Origin of the sequence: Mycolicibacter engbaekii (assembly GCF_002101585.1) — a bacterium.
Taxonomy (GTDB): Bacteria; Actinomycetota; Actinomycetes; order Mycobacteriales; family Mycobacteriaceae; genus Mycobacterium; species Mycobacterium engbaekii.
Genome location: NZ_LQOT01000060.1, coordinates 114,249 through 128,732, shown reverse-complemented (window position 1 = coordinate 128,732; position 14,484 = coordinate 114,249). Strand labels below are relative to the sequence as shown.

The window sequence follows — 14,484 nt, the reverse complement described above, 5'->3', positions numbered from 1 at the left end:
CTCAGCCGCTGAGGTTGCGGACCTTGTCCAGCATTGCCCGCACCATGTCGGCGGCGGTGGTGTCGCCGGCGGGCGGAACGTCGGAGTCGTCGTCTTCGCCGGCGAACCAGAACACGTCGACGTCGACGATGCAGTTCACCCGCGATCCGAGTGCGCGGGAAACCCGCAGTCCGGCTTCGCCGTCCACGCTGGTGCGCACGACGGCGACCAGGACCGCGTCCTCGTCGGAGACGTCGGTGATCTCCCCGCTGGCCTCGCTGTCGGTGCCGCTGTCACGGGTCACCACCACCCCGTCGCAGCTGCGCCACTGCTGGGCGAACTTCTCCACCAGCGCGTCGGCTTCGGTGGCGCTGTCCAGCGCGATCACCGCCTCACCCACTCCGGTCAGCGGCGAGTCCTCGGCGGCGGAACTGTCCCAGAACTCATGGGCGGCGTCGCGCACGTTCGCGGAGCTATACACGCTGCGCTGACCGCCCACCGCGGCACCGACGCAGTCCTGCGGCGCGGCCGACTCCCAGGCGTCGGGCAGCTCGTCGAGACCGCCGTACCGCGGCGGCAGGGAGGGGTCGCTGCGGAAGGGCTGACCGGTCAGCTTGGTGAGCTCGGAATCGTCGAGCAGCACCTCCCGGACCGCTATCCCGGTGACTGGGGTGGGCGCCAGATCCGCTGCGGGCCGGACAGTCCCGGAGACCACCGTGGTGCACCCGCTGGACAGCAGCACGAGCGCCGCGGCGCCCAGGATCGTGCGTGCCCGGGCGGTCACTACTTCTTGGCCTTGTCGCCGGTCGAGCCGCCACTGTCGGTGGACAGCGCCGCGACGAACGCCTCCTGCGGCACATCCACCCGGCCGATGGTCTTCATCCGCTTCTTGCCCTCTTTCTGCTTTTCCAGCAGCTTGCGCTTGCGGCTGATGTCGCCGCCGTAGCACTTGGACAACACGTCTTTGCGGATAGCCCGGATATTCTCGCGGGCAATGATTCTCGAGCCGATGGCCGCCTGCACGGGCACTTCGAACTGCTGGCGCGGGATCAGCTCCTTGAGCTTGGTCGTCATCTTGTTGCCGTAGGCCGAGGCCGCGTCTTTGTGCACGATCGCACTGAACGCGTCCACCGCTTCGCCCTGCAGCAGAATGTCGACCTTGACCAGGTCGGCCTCCTGCTCGCCGGCCTCCTCGTAGTCCAGGCTGGCGTAGCCGCGGGTGCGTGACTTCAGCGAGTCGAAGAAGTCGAAGATGATCTCGCCCAACGGCATCGTGTAGCGCAGCTCGACACGCTCCGGCGAGAGGTAGTCCATTCCGCCGAGTTCGCCGCGGCGGGACTGGCACAGTTCCATGATGGTGCCGACGAATTCGCTCGGCGCGATCACCGTGGTTTTGACGACCGGCTCGAAAACCGTGCGGATCTTTCCTTCCGGCCAGTCCGACGGGTTGGTGACGATGATCTCGCTGTTGTCCTCGGCGATCACGCGGTAGACCACGTTGGGCGAGGTGGAGATCAGATCCAGGTCGAATTCGCGTTCCAGACGTTCCCGGGTGATCTCCATGTGCAGCAGCCCCAGGAAGCCGCAGCGGAAACCGAAGCCCAGCGCCACCGAGGTCTCCGGTTCGTAGGTCAAGGCGGCGTCGTTGAGCTGCAGTTTGTCCAGGGCGTCACGCAGGTTGGGATAGTCCGAACCGTCCACCGGGTACAGCCCGGAATAGACCATCGGCTTGGGCTCGCGGTATCCGGTGAGGGCCTCGGTGGCCCCGCCCCGCGCGGTGGTGACGGTGTCGCCCACCTTGGACTGCCGCACATCCTTGACGCCGGTGATCAGATAGCCCACCTCGCCGACGCCCAGCCCCTTGGCGGGCTTGGGTTCCGGGGAGACGATGCCGACTTCGAGGAGCTCGTGGGTGGCACCGGTGGACATCATCGCGATCTTCTCGCGCGGCAGGATCTTGCCGTCGACGACCCGGACGTAGGTGACCACGCCGCGGTAGATGTCGTAGACGGAGTCGAAGATCATCGCCCGGGTCGGCGCGTCGGCGTCGCCGGTGGGCGGGGGTACCTGCCGGACCACCTCGTTGAGCAGCTCGGCCACGCCCTCGCCGGTCTTTCCCGACACCTTCAGGACGTCTTCGGGCTCGCACCCGATGATGTGGGCCAGCTCGGCGGCGTAGCGCTCCGGGTCGGCGGCGGGCAGGTCGATCTTGTTGAGCACCGGGATGATCGTCAGGTCCCGGTCCAGTGCCAGGTACAGGTTGGCCAGGGTCTGGGCCTCGATGCCCTGGGCGGCGTCGACCAGCAGGATCGCGCCCTCGCAGGCCTCCAGCGCGCGGGACACCTCATAGGTGAAATCGACGTGGCCGGGCGTGTCGATCAGGTGCAACACGTAGTCGCCGGCCGCCGGCCCTTCCGGGCCCCGCTCTGCGTCCTCGGTGACCGTCCAGGGCAGCCGAACGTTCTGCGCCTTGATGGTGATGCCGCGCTCCCGCTCGATGTCCATCCGGTCCAGGTACTGGGCCCGCATCGATCGGTCGTCGACGACGCCGGTGAGCTGCAGCATCCGGTCGGCCAGGGTCGATTTGCCATGGTCGATGTGGGCGATGATGCAGAAGTTCCGTATCTGCGCCGGCGCGGTGAAGGTCTGGTCGGCGAAACTGCTGATGGGAATCTCCTGGTGAACCGGGGGGCGGTGATGCTTTCTGCCTAGTCAGGGTAGCGAGGCGGAGGCCGCAAAACGAAACCCCCGGAGACGCATCTCCAGGGGCTTCGCGTTTCGCGGCGGCAATCACAGGTCGATCGCCAAGTAACCACCGATGTCCGCGATGCCGGCCATGAAGAAGTTTGCGGCGTCTTCCCAGGCGGTGTCGCCTGCCAGACCGGCCGCGATCGCGGCGTCGGAGCCGAACAGGTAGTCGGCGGCATCCTCGAACTCGATCTGGTCTCCCCCGTTGAGGATCGCGAAAAGCAGCACGTTGTTGGCGTCGACGAACTGGGTCACCGCGCCGTTGAACAAGCTGTAGGAGCCGGGGTCAGAGGAGATCTCGTCCTCCCAGTTGAAGCCGTAGAGCAAGGTGCCCAAGGCGGCGTTCACGTCCTCGGGATCGATGGTGAGAAACGGGTTGGCGTCAGTGGCGTCGATGACCTTGTCGCCGACGCCGGCCAGAATGGCCTGCGACTCGAACAGGAAATTCATCGAGCCGATCTGGAAGTCCAGCAACGGGCCGAAGTCCACAACGTCGGACTCCTCGGCCGCCGCCACCGGCGCCAACGCCAGTGCCAGACCCGCAGCGAAGCTGCCCACCACGCCCAGTTTGCGCATTGTTGATCCCCCCACGTCATTCACGTTGGCCCTTCCGGCGACTGATTCCCCAACCAAACGCCGGCCCCCCAGCACCATTGCTGCAAGCCGCGTTAAATCTAACAAGCACCTGTGATCAATACAAGTGAATGCTTGCCCCTTGTGCACCGCATCACCTCCGGCGGTCCCGTGCCCTTGCCGCGAGCGGGGCGTTTTCCCAGCAGAGCGGGCGGCAACGGTGCGCCACCAGGCATCTTCGACGGCGCGCCGCGAGCACCTGAAGACGCGCGCAGGGAGACCCGTTCCGCTGGTGGCGCCTGCCGATTCATTAAGTGAATACCCAGGCCGGAAGTCCGCCTGGCGGGCGGCCGGCAGCCGGGTCCGATCCGTGCAGGGGTGCCGGCGCCGGGTGCCCAATCGGTTTTCCGCCTATGCTGCGAGCATGGCTTCCCCGCGGAAGACCCGATGGCAGACGATGCAGCGATTCGCGGAGAACCTGGTGTTCAACGAAGCTCCACGGTTCATCCGCCAGCTCGAGCAGGCACCGCTGGTACAGCAGCGCGTCCAGCGCGGTATCGAGCAGGGCATCAGGATCGGCCTGGAGATTCTCGGCGGCGCGACCGCAGAATCGCCCACGGCGGTCCCCTCCGGACGCCCGGTGACCAACAGCAGTGTCCCCACCGCGCAGCGCGCCCGCCGGCTGGTGTACGCCCCGAACCTCAACGGACGCGCCGATCCGGGAGAGATCGTCTGGACGTGGGTGGCCTACGAGGACGAGCCGGACCGCGGTAAGGACCGGCCGGTGCTGGTCGTCGGCCGCGACCGGGACGTGCTGCTGGGACTGATGGTGTCGAGCCAACAACGGCATGCCGAGGACACGAACTGGATCGGCATCGGGGCCGGCAGCTGGGATGAGTCCCGCCGGCTCAGCTGGGTGCGGCTCGACCGGGTGCTCGACGTTCCCGAGGAATCGATCCGGCGCGAAGGCGCCATCCTGGCGCGTGCGGTGTTCGAGACGGTGGCCGCCCGGCTGCGCAGCGACTACTCGTGGAGCTGAAACCTGGGCGCGGCGCCTAGCCCTGGCTGATGTAGGAACGCAGCGCCGCTTGTTCGGCCTGCAGCTCCTCCATCCGGGACTTCACCACGTCACCGATGCTGACGATGCCGGCCAGCCGGCCGTTGTCGAGTACCGGAATGTGACGGGCCCGATGCTCGGTCATCAACATGCTGACGTCGTCGGCGGTATCCGCCTTGGTGCAGGTCGCCACGACGCGGGTCATGATCGCCGACACCGGCCGGGCCAGCAGACTGGCGCCGTGCACGTGCAGCTGGCGTACCACGTCACGCTCGGATGCCACCCCCTCGAGCCCCTCGCTTCCGATCACGACCATGGCGCCGATGTTGTGCTCCGCCAGGCCCGCCAGCAACTCCATGACGGTGGCCTCCGGATGGATGGTCACCACCGCCGCACCCTTGTTCCGCAATACGTCCGCGATCCGCATCGAAGCCTCCCGCCGCAGTGATCTGCTTCACACCAGGCTAGGCCATCTGCCCAAATCGCGGGGCGGCGATAAAGAAACTGCACCGAAGGCATGACGGCAGAGACATTTGTGTGGCATATGTGACGTCATGACGATCGAGATCACCCTGCTGGGCACCGGAAGCCCCATCCCCGACGCGAACCGCGCCGGCCCGTCGACCCTGATCTGCGCCGGCGGCCAGCAACTGCTGGTCGACTGTGGACGCGGAGTGCTGCAGCGGTTGGCGGCCGTCGGCGCCGGGGCCAATACGCTCTCCGCGCTGCTGCTGACCCATCTGCACAGTGACCACATCGCCGACCTGGGCGATCTGCTGATCACCCGCTGGGTCACCACCTTCACCCCGGACGCCCCGCCGTTGCCGATCATCGGGCCGCCCGGCACCGCCGAGGTCGTGGAGGCGACGCTGCGCGCCTTCGGCCACGACATCGGCTACCGCATTGCCCACCACGATGATCTGACCGCGCCGCCGGGAGTCGACGTGCGGGAACACACCACCGGGCAGGTGTGGGACCGCGACGGCGTGAGCATCACCGTGGGGCCCACCGACCACCGGCCGGTGACTCCCACCATCGGCTTCCGGATCGAGCACCGCGACGAAGACGGGACCGCCTCGGTGGTGATGGCCGGCGACACGGTGCCCTGCGAGGGCCTCGACGAGCTGGCGGCCGGGGCCGACGCGCTGGTGCACACGGTGATCCGCGACGACATCGTCGAGGTGCTGCCCCAGCAGCGGATCCGCGACATCTGCGACTACCACTCCTCGGTGGCGCAGGCAGCCGCGACCGCCAAGCGGGCGGGCGTGGGCACGCTGGTGCTGACCCACTATGTGCCGGCCCTGGTGCCCGGGCAGGAGGACCAGTGGCGGGCGTTGGCGGCCGCGGAGTTCGACGGGCCGATCGAGCTCGGCAATGACCTGCATCGAGTCGAGGTGAGCGCGCGCGGATGAGTCGAGTTGGGGACTTGCCGGGCCAGCTGCTACCCTGAACAGCTGTTGCTCCCGCGTCGGGAGGCCAACCCAACTCAAGCTTTTGCGAAGGAATTACTCCGTGGCCAACATTAAGTCGCAGGTCAAGCGCAACCGGACCAACGAGCAAGCCCGGCTGCGCAACCAGTCGGTGAAGTCCGCGGTGCGCACCGCGATCCGCGCATTCCGCGAGGCCGCCGCCACCGGTGACAAGGACAAGGCCGGCGAGCTGCTGGTCGCCACCAGCCGCAAGCTGGACAAGGCCGCCAGCAAGGGCGTCATCCACAAGAACCAGGCCGCCAACAAGAAGTCGGCACTGGCCAAGGCGCTCAACAAGCTCTGATAGCCCCGAGCGCCGTCGGCGTAGGCCCCTGATTCCTCGCGGAACAGGGGCCTTCGTTTTCGTGCCTTCGTTTTGGGGCCTTCGTGTTGGGAAGGGATCAGCGAGCGGCCAACTCGGCGACCCCGCGGACGGCGCTTTCCAGAGCGTGATCGGCATCCGCGGCGGCCCCTTTGACGTCAGCGTTGAGCGCGGCCACCATCCGCACTGCTGCCGCGAGGGAATCCCTCGACCAGTACCGGGCCTGCTTCTGCGCCTTCTGCACCCGCCAGGGCGGCATGCCCAGTTCGCCGGCCAACCGATAGGGGTCACCGGACCTGGGCCCGACCCGGGCAATGGTGTGGATCGCCTCGGCCAGGGCGTCGGCCAGCACCACGTGCGGCTCCCCCCGGATCATCGCCCAGCGCAGCGCCTCGGTGGCACCGGCGACATCGCCGACCACGGCCCGCTCGGCGATGTCGAACCCCTTCACCTCGGCTTTCCCGCTGTGGTAGCGGCGCACGGCGGCGGCGTCGACATGCCCGCCGGTGTCGGCGACCAGCTGTGAGCACGCCGACGCCAGTTCGCGGATGTCCGAGCCCACCGCGTCGAGCAGCGCCGTGACGGTGTCGTCGTCGACGCGCACCTTGAGTCGGCGGAACTCGGCTCGGACGAAGTCGGCCCGTTCGCCGGCCTTGGTGATGCGGGCGCAGGGATGAACCTGTGCGCCGAGCTCCTGTAACCGCCCGGCCAGCGCTTTGGCCCGCCCCCCACCGGTATGTACGACCACCAGGATGGTGCCCGGCGGGACGTCCTCCGCGGTGGCGGCGATCAGCGTCACCGCGTCCTTGCCCGCCTCGGCCGCTGCCTCGAGCACCACCACCCGCTCGTCGGCGAACAGCGACGGACTCAGCAGTTCGGCGAGCTCGCCGGCCTCAACCTCGCCGGCGCGCAACCGGTCAACCGGGATGTCGGTGCTGCCGGCTTGTGCGCGCACCCCGGCCAGCACCTGACCGACGGCGCGTTCGACCAGCAGTTCCTCATCCCCGAGGATCAGGTGCAGCGGCGCAACCGGTTGCCTCACCCAGCAATCGTGTCACGGTGGCCCGACAGCGGCCCATCCGGTCAACACCTCGGTGACCGACCACGCCAGCACGCCCAGCATCAACGCCGTCAGCCCCCACCGGCACCACCGCCACCGCCAGCACACCACCACCAGCACCGCTGCGGCGCCGACTCCGACGACTCCGCCCACTCCCCCGGGCACCGGCACGGCCGCCGCGGGAAGTCCACCGGCCCAGCGGGCGACGGCACACACCCACCACAGCTCCGGCCCGGTGAAGCGGATCAGCAGGTCGGCGCCGGTGGGCCACCACCCGCACAGCACCGCCGCCGCGCTGCCCAGCACGGTGATCGGCGCGACCAGCACCGCCACCGCCAGGTTGGCGACCGTGCTGACCAGGCTCAGCCGCCCGGAGATGCCGGCGATCAACGGCGCGGTCACCAGGTTCGCCGCCCATGCCACGCAGACGGCGGCGGCCAACGACCGCGGCCATCCGCGTTCCACCAGTCGTGCCGTCCACACCGGGGCGATGAGCACCAACGCCGCGGTGGCCACCACCGACAGCGCGAACCCGATGTCAACAGCCAGGTGTGGGGCCAGCGCCAGCAGCACCAGCACAGCCGCGGCCAGACTCGGCACGGCCTGGCGGCTGCGGGCCGAGAGCACACCCAGCAGCGCGATGGCTCCCATGACCGCCGCGCGCAGCACGCTGGCCGTCGGCTGCACCACGATCACGAAGGCCACCAGTGCCACCGCGGCCAGCAGCGCCGCCGGCCGCGGACCGACGAGGCGCGCCGAGAACAACACCGCGCCGCACACGATGGTCACGTTGGCCCCGGAAACCGCCATCAGGTGAGTCAGCCCGGCGGCCCGGAAGTCTCGGCCGGTCGCCGCGGTGATCGCCGCGGTGTCGCCGAGCACCAAAGCCGGCAGCATCCGGGCCTGCTCGTCGGGCAGCACGCGCGCGGCGGCGGCGGCGAAGCGGACCCGGACCCGGTGTGCCGTCCGGGCAACCGGGCCGGGCCTGCCCCGCACCGGCGGGCCGGCGGCCGTGAGCACCGCGACCGACAGGTCGCGCCGGGCCGGGTGGGAGACCTTGGCGCGAAACGCCATCGGCTGGCCGACCATCACCTCGTCGAAGTCGGCGCTCGACGCGAATACCACCACCCGGCCGGACGCGACGGCATCGTTGAGCCGCTGCAACGTGGCCCGAAACATCACCCGGCGGGCACCGACGGGCAGCGCGCTCTCGCTGGCGGTCACCGTCACCGACGCGGTGGTGCCGACCGCCGCGGCGATCGGGTGATGCTCAACCGCGTCGCTGCGCAGCGCAACAGCCCAGCCGAATCCCCCGCCGGTCAGCGCCGCCACGGCCGCCGCCGCGCCCGCCAGTCGCCAGCCGGGGTGCCGGCGCCGCCCGGCGTACCGCCAAAGCGCTCCGGCAGCCACCGCCAGCAGCGCACACAGCACCGCCAGCACCCCGCCGATCCGCCACTGAATGCCGGCCGCCGCCACCAACCAGCCGGCCGCCGCTGCGGGCACCAGCCGGACATCGAGCCGGGCCGCCGGCGCGGCCGCTGCCTGCGTCACGGTCAGACACGGACCAGGGCACGCAACTTCTCCAGGCGCGCCGGGCCGATCCCGTCGACCTCGCCGAGCTGATCGACGCTGGCGAACTTGCCGTGGGTGTCCCGCCAGGCGACGATGGCGGCCGCGGTCACCGGCCCCACGCCCGGCAGCGCGTCGAGCTGCTCGGCCGTCGCGGTGTTGAGGTTGACCGGCTCGCCCCGGCGCGGCTCGGGCCCGGTTGCTGTCGGCGCGGTGCTGGTACGCGGCGTGTCCGGCACCGCCGGAGCCGCACCGGCCGAACTGCCCAGCACCGGCAGCCCGGCGGGCGGCGCCAGACCGACCACGATCTGTTCGCCGTCGACCAAGGGACGGGCCAGGTTCAGCCCGAGTGTGTCGGCACCGTCGAGAGCCCCGCCGGCCGCGGTCAGCGCGTCGGCGATGCGTGATCCCGGCGACAACGTCGCCAGGCCGGGCTTGCGCACCAGTCCGACCACGCTGACCACCACCTGCTCGGCGGGCGGCGCCCCGGTGCCCGCTGCCGGCTGGTCGGAGGGCGGGCCGGCCGGCGAAACCGCCTCCACCGGAGGCAGTTTGGCACTGACTACCGGCGCGGGCCGGTCCCGCAGCATGGTGAACACCGTGATCAGCACCGCCACCGCGGCAATCACCGCCGTGGCGATCACCCCGGCCCGGCCCGGGTCGGCCCGTACCTTGGCGAGCCAGCCCGCTTCGGTGGCGCCGTCGGGCAGCCAGCGCGGCAGCGACGCGGCGGCGCCGGATGCATCGTCGGCTTCGGAGCCGCACTCGTCAGGGTCGGGTTCGGCCAGCAGGCCCAGCCGGCGCTGCAGCCGTTCACCCGGTAGTTCTGATGCCATAGCGCCGACGGTAGGTGCGGGCCCCGGCAGCGCACTGCGCTCACGGCCCGGATACCGACGGCGCTGTGGATGCAACGCCAGCTGTGCACAACGCCGATGCGGTCGCCGCTACGGGTTCAGGGGTTCAGCCACTCCCCGACATCGTGGGAGATCCCCGACGACGGCGTATAGCGCACCTTGGCCGCGGTGACACCGGTGGGCAGTGCGAAGACCACGCAGCCGGCCTTCGATGACCCGGCGGCGATCAGAAACCAGCCGTAGGCGAAGTCGTCGCACTCGGTCACCGTGGCGAAATCGGCGTGGTAATCCTGGCCGTCGGAACCGACCACCGTGACATCGCTGTTGCTGTTGCCGACGATGGTCGTGGTCCCGGTGTTCTCGATCCGCAGTTTGGTGGCCAGATAGGTCTTGCCGGCCGCCCCCCAGCCGTTCGGGACGGTCGCCGGGGCGATCACCTCGGTCAGGGTCACCGCGATCTGCTGCCCGCCGATGCGCATCAGCTCCAGCGTCTGGCCGGTATGGGCGGCCGGCCGTGGCGCCGCCGCAGGCCGGGCATCCGCGGGCTCCGGCTGGGGCTTGGGGGCCGGCTCCGGCGAACACGAGACCACCGACAAGGCCAGCACACCGAGCGCGACGCCCCACCGTCTCATGAGGTCCAGACTACAAAGGTGCACGCCAAGCCCTCCCCCGCAGCGACCGGGAGCGCGCCGATTAGGGTTCATACCAACCGTGACTTCACCCACCTGATCGGGAGGCCGACGTGAGACTGGCATTGACCGCGGAGGAGGCAGCATTCCGCGATGAAATGCGCACCTTCTTCACCACCGAGATTCCCGCCGACATCCGCGAACGCAGTCGGCTGGGACACTCGATCTTTCCCGACGACATCGTCACCACGCAGCGCATCCTCAACGCCAACGGCCTCGCGGTACCCAACTGGCCGGTCGAGTGGGGCGGCAAGGACTGGACGGACACCCAGCACCAGATCTGGCACGACGAGATGTCGCTCGCATCGGTGCCCGAGCCCCTGACCTTCAACGCCAAGATGGTCGGCCCGGTGATCGCGGAGTTCGGCTCCCAGGCGATCAAGGAGCGCTTCCTGCCCGCCACCGCCAACCTCGACATCTGGTGGTGCCAGGGCTTTTCCGAGCCCGACGCCGGCTCCGACCTGGCCAGCCTTCGCACCACGGCGGTTCGCGACGGCGACAGCTACATCGTCAACGGGCAGAAGACGTGGACCACGCTCGGCCAGTACGCGGACTGGATCTTCTGCCTGGTGCGCACCGACCCGCAGGCGCCCAAGAAGCAGGCGGGGATCTCCTTCCTGCTGTTCGAGGTGTCGACGCCCGGCGTGACCATGCGCCCGATCAAGATGATCGACGGCGGCTATGAGGTCAACGAGGTGTTCTTCTCCGACGTCCGGGTGCCCGCCGACCAGCTGGTCGGCCAGGAGAACCACGGCTGGACCTACGCGAAGTTCCTGCTGGGCAACGAGCGGACCGGCATCGCCGGAGTGACTCGCAGCAAGGTGCGGGTAGCCGAGCTCAAGCAGCGCGCCAAGGACCTCGGCGCGCTCGACGATCCGCTGTTCGCCGCTCGGGTCGCCGAGCTGGAGAACGATCTGCTGGCACTGGAGCTCACCCAGATGCGCGTGTCGAGCGACTCCGCGGACGGCAAGCCGAACCCGGCGTCGTCGGTGCTCAAGCTCCGCGGCAGCCAGCTGCAGCAGGCCGTCACCGAGCTGTTCGTGGAATTGGCGGGCCCCGACGCCCTGCCTTTCGAGGCAGGCGATGGCATCGCTACGCCGGCCTGGGCCCAGGAGGCCGCGCCGACCTACCTGAACTACCGCAAGACCTCGATCTACGGCGGCAGCAACGAGGTGCAGCGCACCATCATCGCGTCGACCATTCTCGGCCTTTAGGAGGCATGACGGCATGGACTTTCAACTCAGCGACGAGCAGGTTCTGCTGCGCGACACCACCCGGTCGATGTTGTCGGGCTATGACACCGAGACCCGCAACAAGGCCATCGAGACCGAACCCGGTTTCAACCCCGAGGTGTGGCAGCAACTCGCCGAGATCGGGATTCTCGGGCTCGGGTTCGACCCGCAGGAATCCGGCCCGCTGGAGATCATGGTGGTGCTCACCGAGGTCGGGCGCCGGCTGGCACCCGAGCCGATCGTGCACGGCGCGCTCGGGCCGGGCGCACTGATCGCCGCACGCGGAGATGCGCAGCAGCGCGCGTTGCTCGATGCCGTCGCCGGCGGCGAGCAGATCCTCGCGTTCGCCCACACCGAGCCCGGCTGGCGCGGTACGGCAGGCACGGTGAACACCACCGCCGCCGCGCAGGGTGATTCGTGGCGGCTGAACGGGCGCAAGAACCCGGTGCTGACCGGCGACCGCGCCGACACCCTGGTGGTCAGCGCCGCCCTGCCGGACGGTGGGACCGGACTGTTCCTGGTCGACGCAGGCGCCGACGGCCTCAACCGGCAGCCCTACCGGACCTTCGACGGCCAGCGCGGCGCCCAGATCGACTTCGCCGACACCCCGGCCACCGCCCTCGGCGAGGCGACCGACGCCACCGACGCCATCGAGCGCGCGCTCATCGGCATCTCCTCGGCATTGTGCGCCGAGGCCCTCGGCGCCATGGAAGAGTCCCTGCGGCTGACCACCGAATACCTCAAGACGCGCAAGCAGTTCGGTGTGACGCTCAACAACTTCCAGACACTGACCCAGCGGGCCGCCGACATGTACGTGTCGCTGGAGTTGGCACGCAGCATGAGCATGTACGCGGCGATGTCGCTGGCCGACGACAACGTCGACCCGCTGATCGCCGCGCGCGCCAAGCTGCAGATCGGACGGTCGGGGCGCCACATCGCGCAGGAGTCCATCCAGTTGCACGGTGGGATCGGGGTGACCTGGGAGTACCCGGTCAGCCACTACGCGGCCCGGCTCACCGCGATCGAGCACACCCTGGGTTCGTCGCAGGATCAGCTGCATGTGTTGATCGACAACCTCGGCGGCTACGACCTGGCCAAGCTCTAGCCCGCCAGCAGCCGCCGCCGGCCGCGCCGCCGGCGCGGCCACTGCCCGCACCCGCTACCGAGGAGCACGATGTCTGTTTCCGGGTCTGTTTCCGACACCCCGGCGACGCGCCCACTGCGCGTCATCCAGTGGACCACCGGCAACATCGGCCAGCGCTCGTTGCACGCCATCATCGGCCGGCCCGACATGGAGCTGGTCGGCGTCTACGCCCACGGCAAGGACAAGGTCGGGGTGGACGCAGCCGAGCTGGCCGGCTGGCCCGAACCCACCGGGATCACCGCCACCGACGACATCGACGCCCTGCTGGCACTGCGCCCGGACGCGTGCTGTTACAACCCGCTGTGGCCCAGCATCGACGAGCTGGTCCGGCTGCTGGAGGCCGGGGTCAACGTCTGCTCGAGCGCGGCCTGGATCACCGGTGGCAAGCAGAGCGCGCAGGACCGGCAGCGCATCGAAGACGCCTGTCGGGCCGGAAACGCCACCATGTTCGGCGGCGGTGCTCACCCGGGACTGACCAACATGGTGGGCATGGTGCTCTCCGGTTCGTGCGAGCGGGTCGACGAGATCCGGATCACCGAGTCGGTGGACTGCTCGACGTATGAATCGGCGGCCACCATGGCGGCGATGGGCTTCGGCCAGGATCCGCAGACCCCCGGCCTGGCCGAAAGCGTGCGCCGGGAGAGCGAGGTGTTCGCCGAGTCCGCGGCGATGATGGCCGGTGCGATCGGGGCGAAACTCGACCGCATCACGTTCGACGTCGAGTTCACCGCGGCAACCGGCGACAGCGACCTGGGCTTCATGCAGATCCCGGCCGGCACGGTGGGCAGTGTCCTGGGTTATCACCGCGGTTGGGTGGGCAGCCGCAACGTGGTCAGTGTGGGCTTCAACTGGATCATGGGCGACCAGGTCACCCCGCCCAAGCCGGTGGCGCACGGCCACGTCATCCAGGTGTTCGGGCGGCCCAACATGCGCACCGTGATCCACTGCCTGCCCCCGAAGGACTGGAGTGAGCCGAACCTCAACGGGCTGGGTTCGATCTACACGGCCATGCCGGTGACCAACGCGGTGCCGGCGGTGGTGGCCGCCGAGCCGGGCATCGTGACCCTGGCTGACCTGCCACCGATCACCGGGCGCGTCGCCGCGCCCAGCGACTAGACCTGCCGGTTGGCGGTGACCGTTCCAGAAGCCGCGTCCACGATCACGTCGTGTTCGGCGAGCTGGTCGTCCCACACGTCGGCTTCCCACACCACCGTGCCGTTCATGTCGAGCAGGCTCAGCTCGGTGATGGAACCGTTCGGCACGGCCTGTAAAACCCGGCCCACAGCGCCGTGATAGTCCAGGTGGGCCCCGTCGACGTTGGCGCGCCGCTTGGCCTTGTCGGCGTCGCTGTCCTCGGTCGCGGTGGGACCGACAAGCACCGTCAGGCCGTCGGATGCGACCTTGAGCTGGTGTTCGGTGCCATCGGGGGTGACAAGCCCGGCCTTCCAGGTGCCGCTTTCCTGACTCTCGATGAAGATCAGCACGCCGGCGGGCAGCTGCGAAACCGCGAGGTCACCGGCGCGTAGCAGGGTTCGGGGGTCGGGCGGCGCGTCGGGGCGCGTCCACGACGCGTCCGGGGCCGCCGATGCCTGCGACGACGCGCCGGACAAGCCCTTCCCGCTGCACCCGGACAGCGCCAGCGTCACCACGAGGACGACCGCACCGAATCGGACGACATTTCCCAGAGCGTGCATCAGCGGCCATGCTACTGAAGTCCCGGCATCGGCGCTCAGTCCGAGGGGCCCTGCGGGCATCCGGGCCCCACTGCGCCGGAAAAACGTGGGTTGC

General features: G+C 69.4%; 15 protein-coding genes. 6 read left to right on the top strand and 9 right to left on the bottom strand.

All coding sequences use genetic code 11. The annotated features are described in order from the left end of the window. Position 1 precedes the first annotated feature (1 nt). From AWC02_RS16035 to AWC02_RS16025, 3 genes are all read right to left on the bottom strand, one after another. Positions 2-763: a sensor domain-containing protein gene (locus AWC02_RS16035; protein WP_207568066.1), complete on the bottom strand. Its 762-nt coding sequence runs from the start codon at positions 761-763 to the stop codon at positions 2-4. Continuing rightward, positions 763-2,652: a translation elongation factor 4 gene (lepA, locus tag AWC02_RS16030; protein WP_085129713.1), complete on the bottom strand. Its 1,890-nt coding sequence runs from the start codon at positions 2,650-2,652 to the stop codon at positions 763-765. Before lepA ends, AWC02_RS16035 begins: the two co-directional genes overlap by 1 nt. Before the next feature lie 117 nt (positions 2,653-2,769). Continuing rightward, positions 2,770-3,303, bottom strand: a complete 534-nt coding sequence (locus AWC02_RS16025) for a hypothetical protein (protein ID WP_085129712.1) — start codon at positions 3,301-3,303, stop codon at positions 2,770-2,772. Positions 3,304-3,724: 421 nt separating this feature from the next. Between AWC02_RS16025 and AWC02_RS16020 the strand changes: the two genes are divergently transcribed. Continuing rightward, positions 3,725-4,339: a type II toxin-antitoxin system PemK/MazF family toxin gene (locus AWC02_RS16020; protein ID WP_085129711.1), complete on the top strand. Its 615-nt coding sequence runs from the start codon at positions 3,725-3,727 to the stop codon at positions 4,337-4,339. 16 nt (positions 4,340-4,355) lie between these two features. Here AWC02_RS16020 and AWC02_RS16015 read toward each other — a convergent pair whose 3' ends face one another. Beyond that, positions 4,356-4,784 carry a CBS domain-containing protein gene (locus AWC02_RS16015; RefSeq protein WP_085129710.1) on the bottom strand — a complete coding sequence of 143 codons (429 nt, stop codon included), beginning with the start codon at positions 4,782-4,784 and terminating at the stop codon, positions 4,356-4,358. A gap of 127 nt (positions 4,785-4,911) precedes the next feature. On the opposite strand from AWC02_RS16015, the gene AWC02_RS16010 reads away from it, so the two are divergent. Further along, positions 4,912-5,769 carry a ribonuclease Z gene (locus AWC02_RS16010; RefSeq protein ID WP_085129709.1) on the top strand — a complete coding sequence of 286 codons (858 nt, stop codon included), beginning with the start codon at positions 4,912-4,914 and terminating at the stop codon, positions 5,767-5,769. 100 nt (positions 5,770-5,869) lie between these two features. Continuing rightward, positions 5,870-6,130 carry a 30S ribosomal protein S20 gene (gene rpsT, locus AWC02_RS16005; RefSeq protein ID WP_046320237.1) on the top strand — a complete coding sequence of 87 codons (261 nt, stop codon included), beginning with the start codon at positions 5,870-5,872 and terminating at the stop codon, positions 6,128-6,130. A 97-nt stretch (positions 6,131-6,227) separates the two neighbouring features. Here rpsT and holA read toward each other — a convergent pair whose 3' ends face one another. The 4 genes from holA to AWC02_RS15985 form a co-directional block, all read right to left on the bottom strand. Further along, complete coding sequence (holA, locus tag AWC02_RS16000) at positions 6,228-7,190, bottom strand: DNA polymerase III subunit delta (RefSeq protein WP_085129708.1); 963 nt, start codon at positions 7,188-7,190, stop codon at positions 6,228-6,230. Between the two features lie 12 nt (positions 7,191-7,202). Continuing rightward, on the bottom strand, positions 7,203-8,759 hold the full coding sequence (locus AWC02_RS15995) for a ComEC/Rec2 family competence protein (RefSeq protein ID WP_085129707.1): 1,557 nt from the start codon (positions 8,757-8,759) through the stop codon (positions 7,203-7,205). 2 nt (positions 8,760-8,761) lie between these two features. After that, on the bottom strand, positions 8,762-9,613 hold the full coding sequence (locus AWC02_RS15990) for a ComEA family DNA-binding protein (protein WP_085129706.1): 852 nt from the start codon (positions 9,611-9,613) through the stop codon (positions 8,762-8,764). A gap of 116 nt (positions 9,614-9,729) precedes the next feature. Further along, complete coding sequence (locus AWC02_RS15985) at positions 9,730-10,263, bottom strand: DUF4352 domain-containing protein (protein WP_085129705.1); 534 nt, start codon at positions 10,261-10,263, stop codon at positions 9,730-9,732. Positions 10,264-10,373: 110 nt separating this feature from the next. Between AWC02_RS15985 and AWC02_RS15980 the strand changes: the two genes are divergently transcribed. The 3 genes from AWC02_RS15980 (at position 10,374) to AWC02_RS15970 (ending at position 13,812) form a co-directional block, all read left to right on the top strand. Further along, positions 10,374-11,534: an acyl-CoA dehydrogenase family protein gene (locus AWC02_RS15980; protein WP_085129704.1), complete on the top strand. Its 1,161-nt coding sequence runs from the start codon at positions 10,374-10,376 to the stop codon at positions 11,532-11,534. 13 nt (positions 11,535-11,547) lie between these two features. Beyond that, a complete protein-coding gene (locus AWC02_RS15975; protein ID WP_085129703.1) occupies positions 11,548-12,657 on the top strand; it encodes an acyl-CoA dehydrogenase family protein in 1,110 nt (369 codons plus the stop codon). Positions 12,658-12,726: 69 nt separating this feature from the next. Next, positions 12,727-13,812, top strand: coding sequence for an NAD(P)H-dependent amine dehydrogenase family protein (locus AWC02_RS15970; RefSeq protein WP_085129702.1), 1,086 nt, complete (start codon positions 12,727-12,729; stop codon positions 13,810-13,812). Here AWC02_RS15970 and AWC02_RS15965 read toward each other — a convergent pair. Further along, entirely contained in the window at positions 13,809-14,390 is a 582-nt protein-coding gene (locus AWC02_RS15965) for a PepSY domain-containing protein (RefSeq protein WP_085129701.1), read from the bottom strand. The two genes, AWC02_RS15970 and AWC02_RS15965, sit on opposite strands and share 4 nt — an antisense overlap. Positions 14,391-14,484 lie beyond the last annotated feature (94 nt).

Bases quoted from the DNA above. Each gene is read 5' to 3' on its own strand.
- AWC02_RS15990 (WP_085129706.1), bottom strand. From the start codon at position 9,613: ATGGCATCAGAACTACCGGGTGAACGGCTGCAGCGCCGGCTGGGCCTG.
- AWC02_RS15965 (WP_085129701.1), bottom strand. From the start codon at position 14,390: ATGCACGCTCTGGGAAATGTCGTCCGATTCGGTGCGGTCGTCCTCGTG.
- AWC02_RS15975 (WP_085129703.1), top strand. From the start codon at position 11,548: ATGGACTTTCAACTCAGCGACGAGCAGGTTCTGCTGCGCGACACCACC.
- AWC02_RS15970 (WP_085129702.1), top strand. From the start codon at position 12,727: ATGTCTGTTTCCGGGTCTGTTTCCGACACCCCGGCGACGCGCCCACTG.
- AWC02_RS16010 (WP_085129709.1), top strand. From the start codon at position 4,912: ATGACGATCGAGATCACCCTGCTGGGCACCGGAAGCCCCATCCCCGAC.
- AWC02_RS16020 (WP_085129711.1), top strand. From the start codon at position 3,725: ATGGCTTCCCCGCGGAAGACCCGATGGCAGACGATGCAGCGATTCGCG.
- AWC02_RS16015 (WP_085129710.1), bottom strand. From the start codon at position 4,784: ATGCGGATCGCGGACGTATTGCGGAACAAGGGTGCGGCGGTGGTGACC.
- AWC02_RS16025 (WP_085129712.1), bottom strand. From the start codon at position 3,303: ATGCGCAAACTGGGCGTGGTGGGCAGCTTCGCTGCGGGTCTGGCACTG.
- AWC02_RS15985 (WP_085129705.1), bottom strand. From the start codon at position 10,263: ATGAGACGGTGGGGCGTCGCGCTCGGTGTGCTGGCCTTGTCGGTGGTC.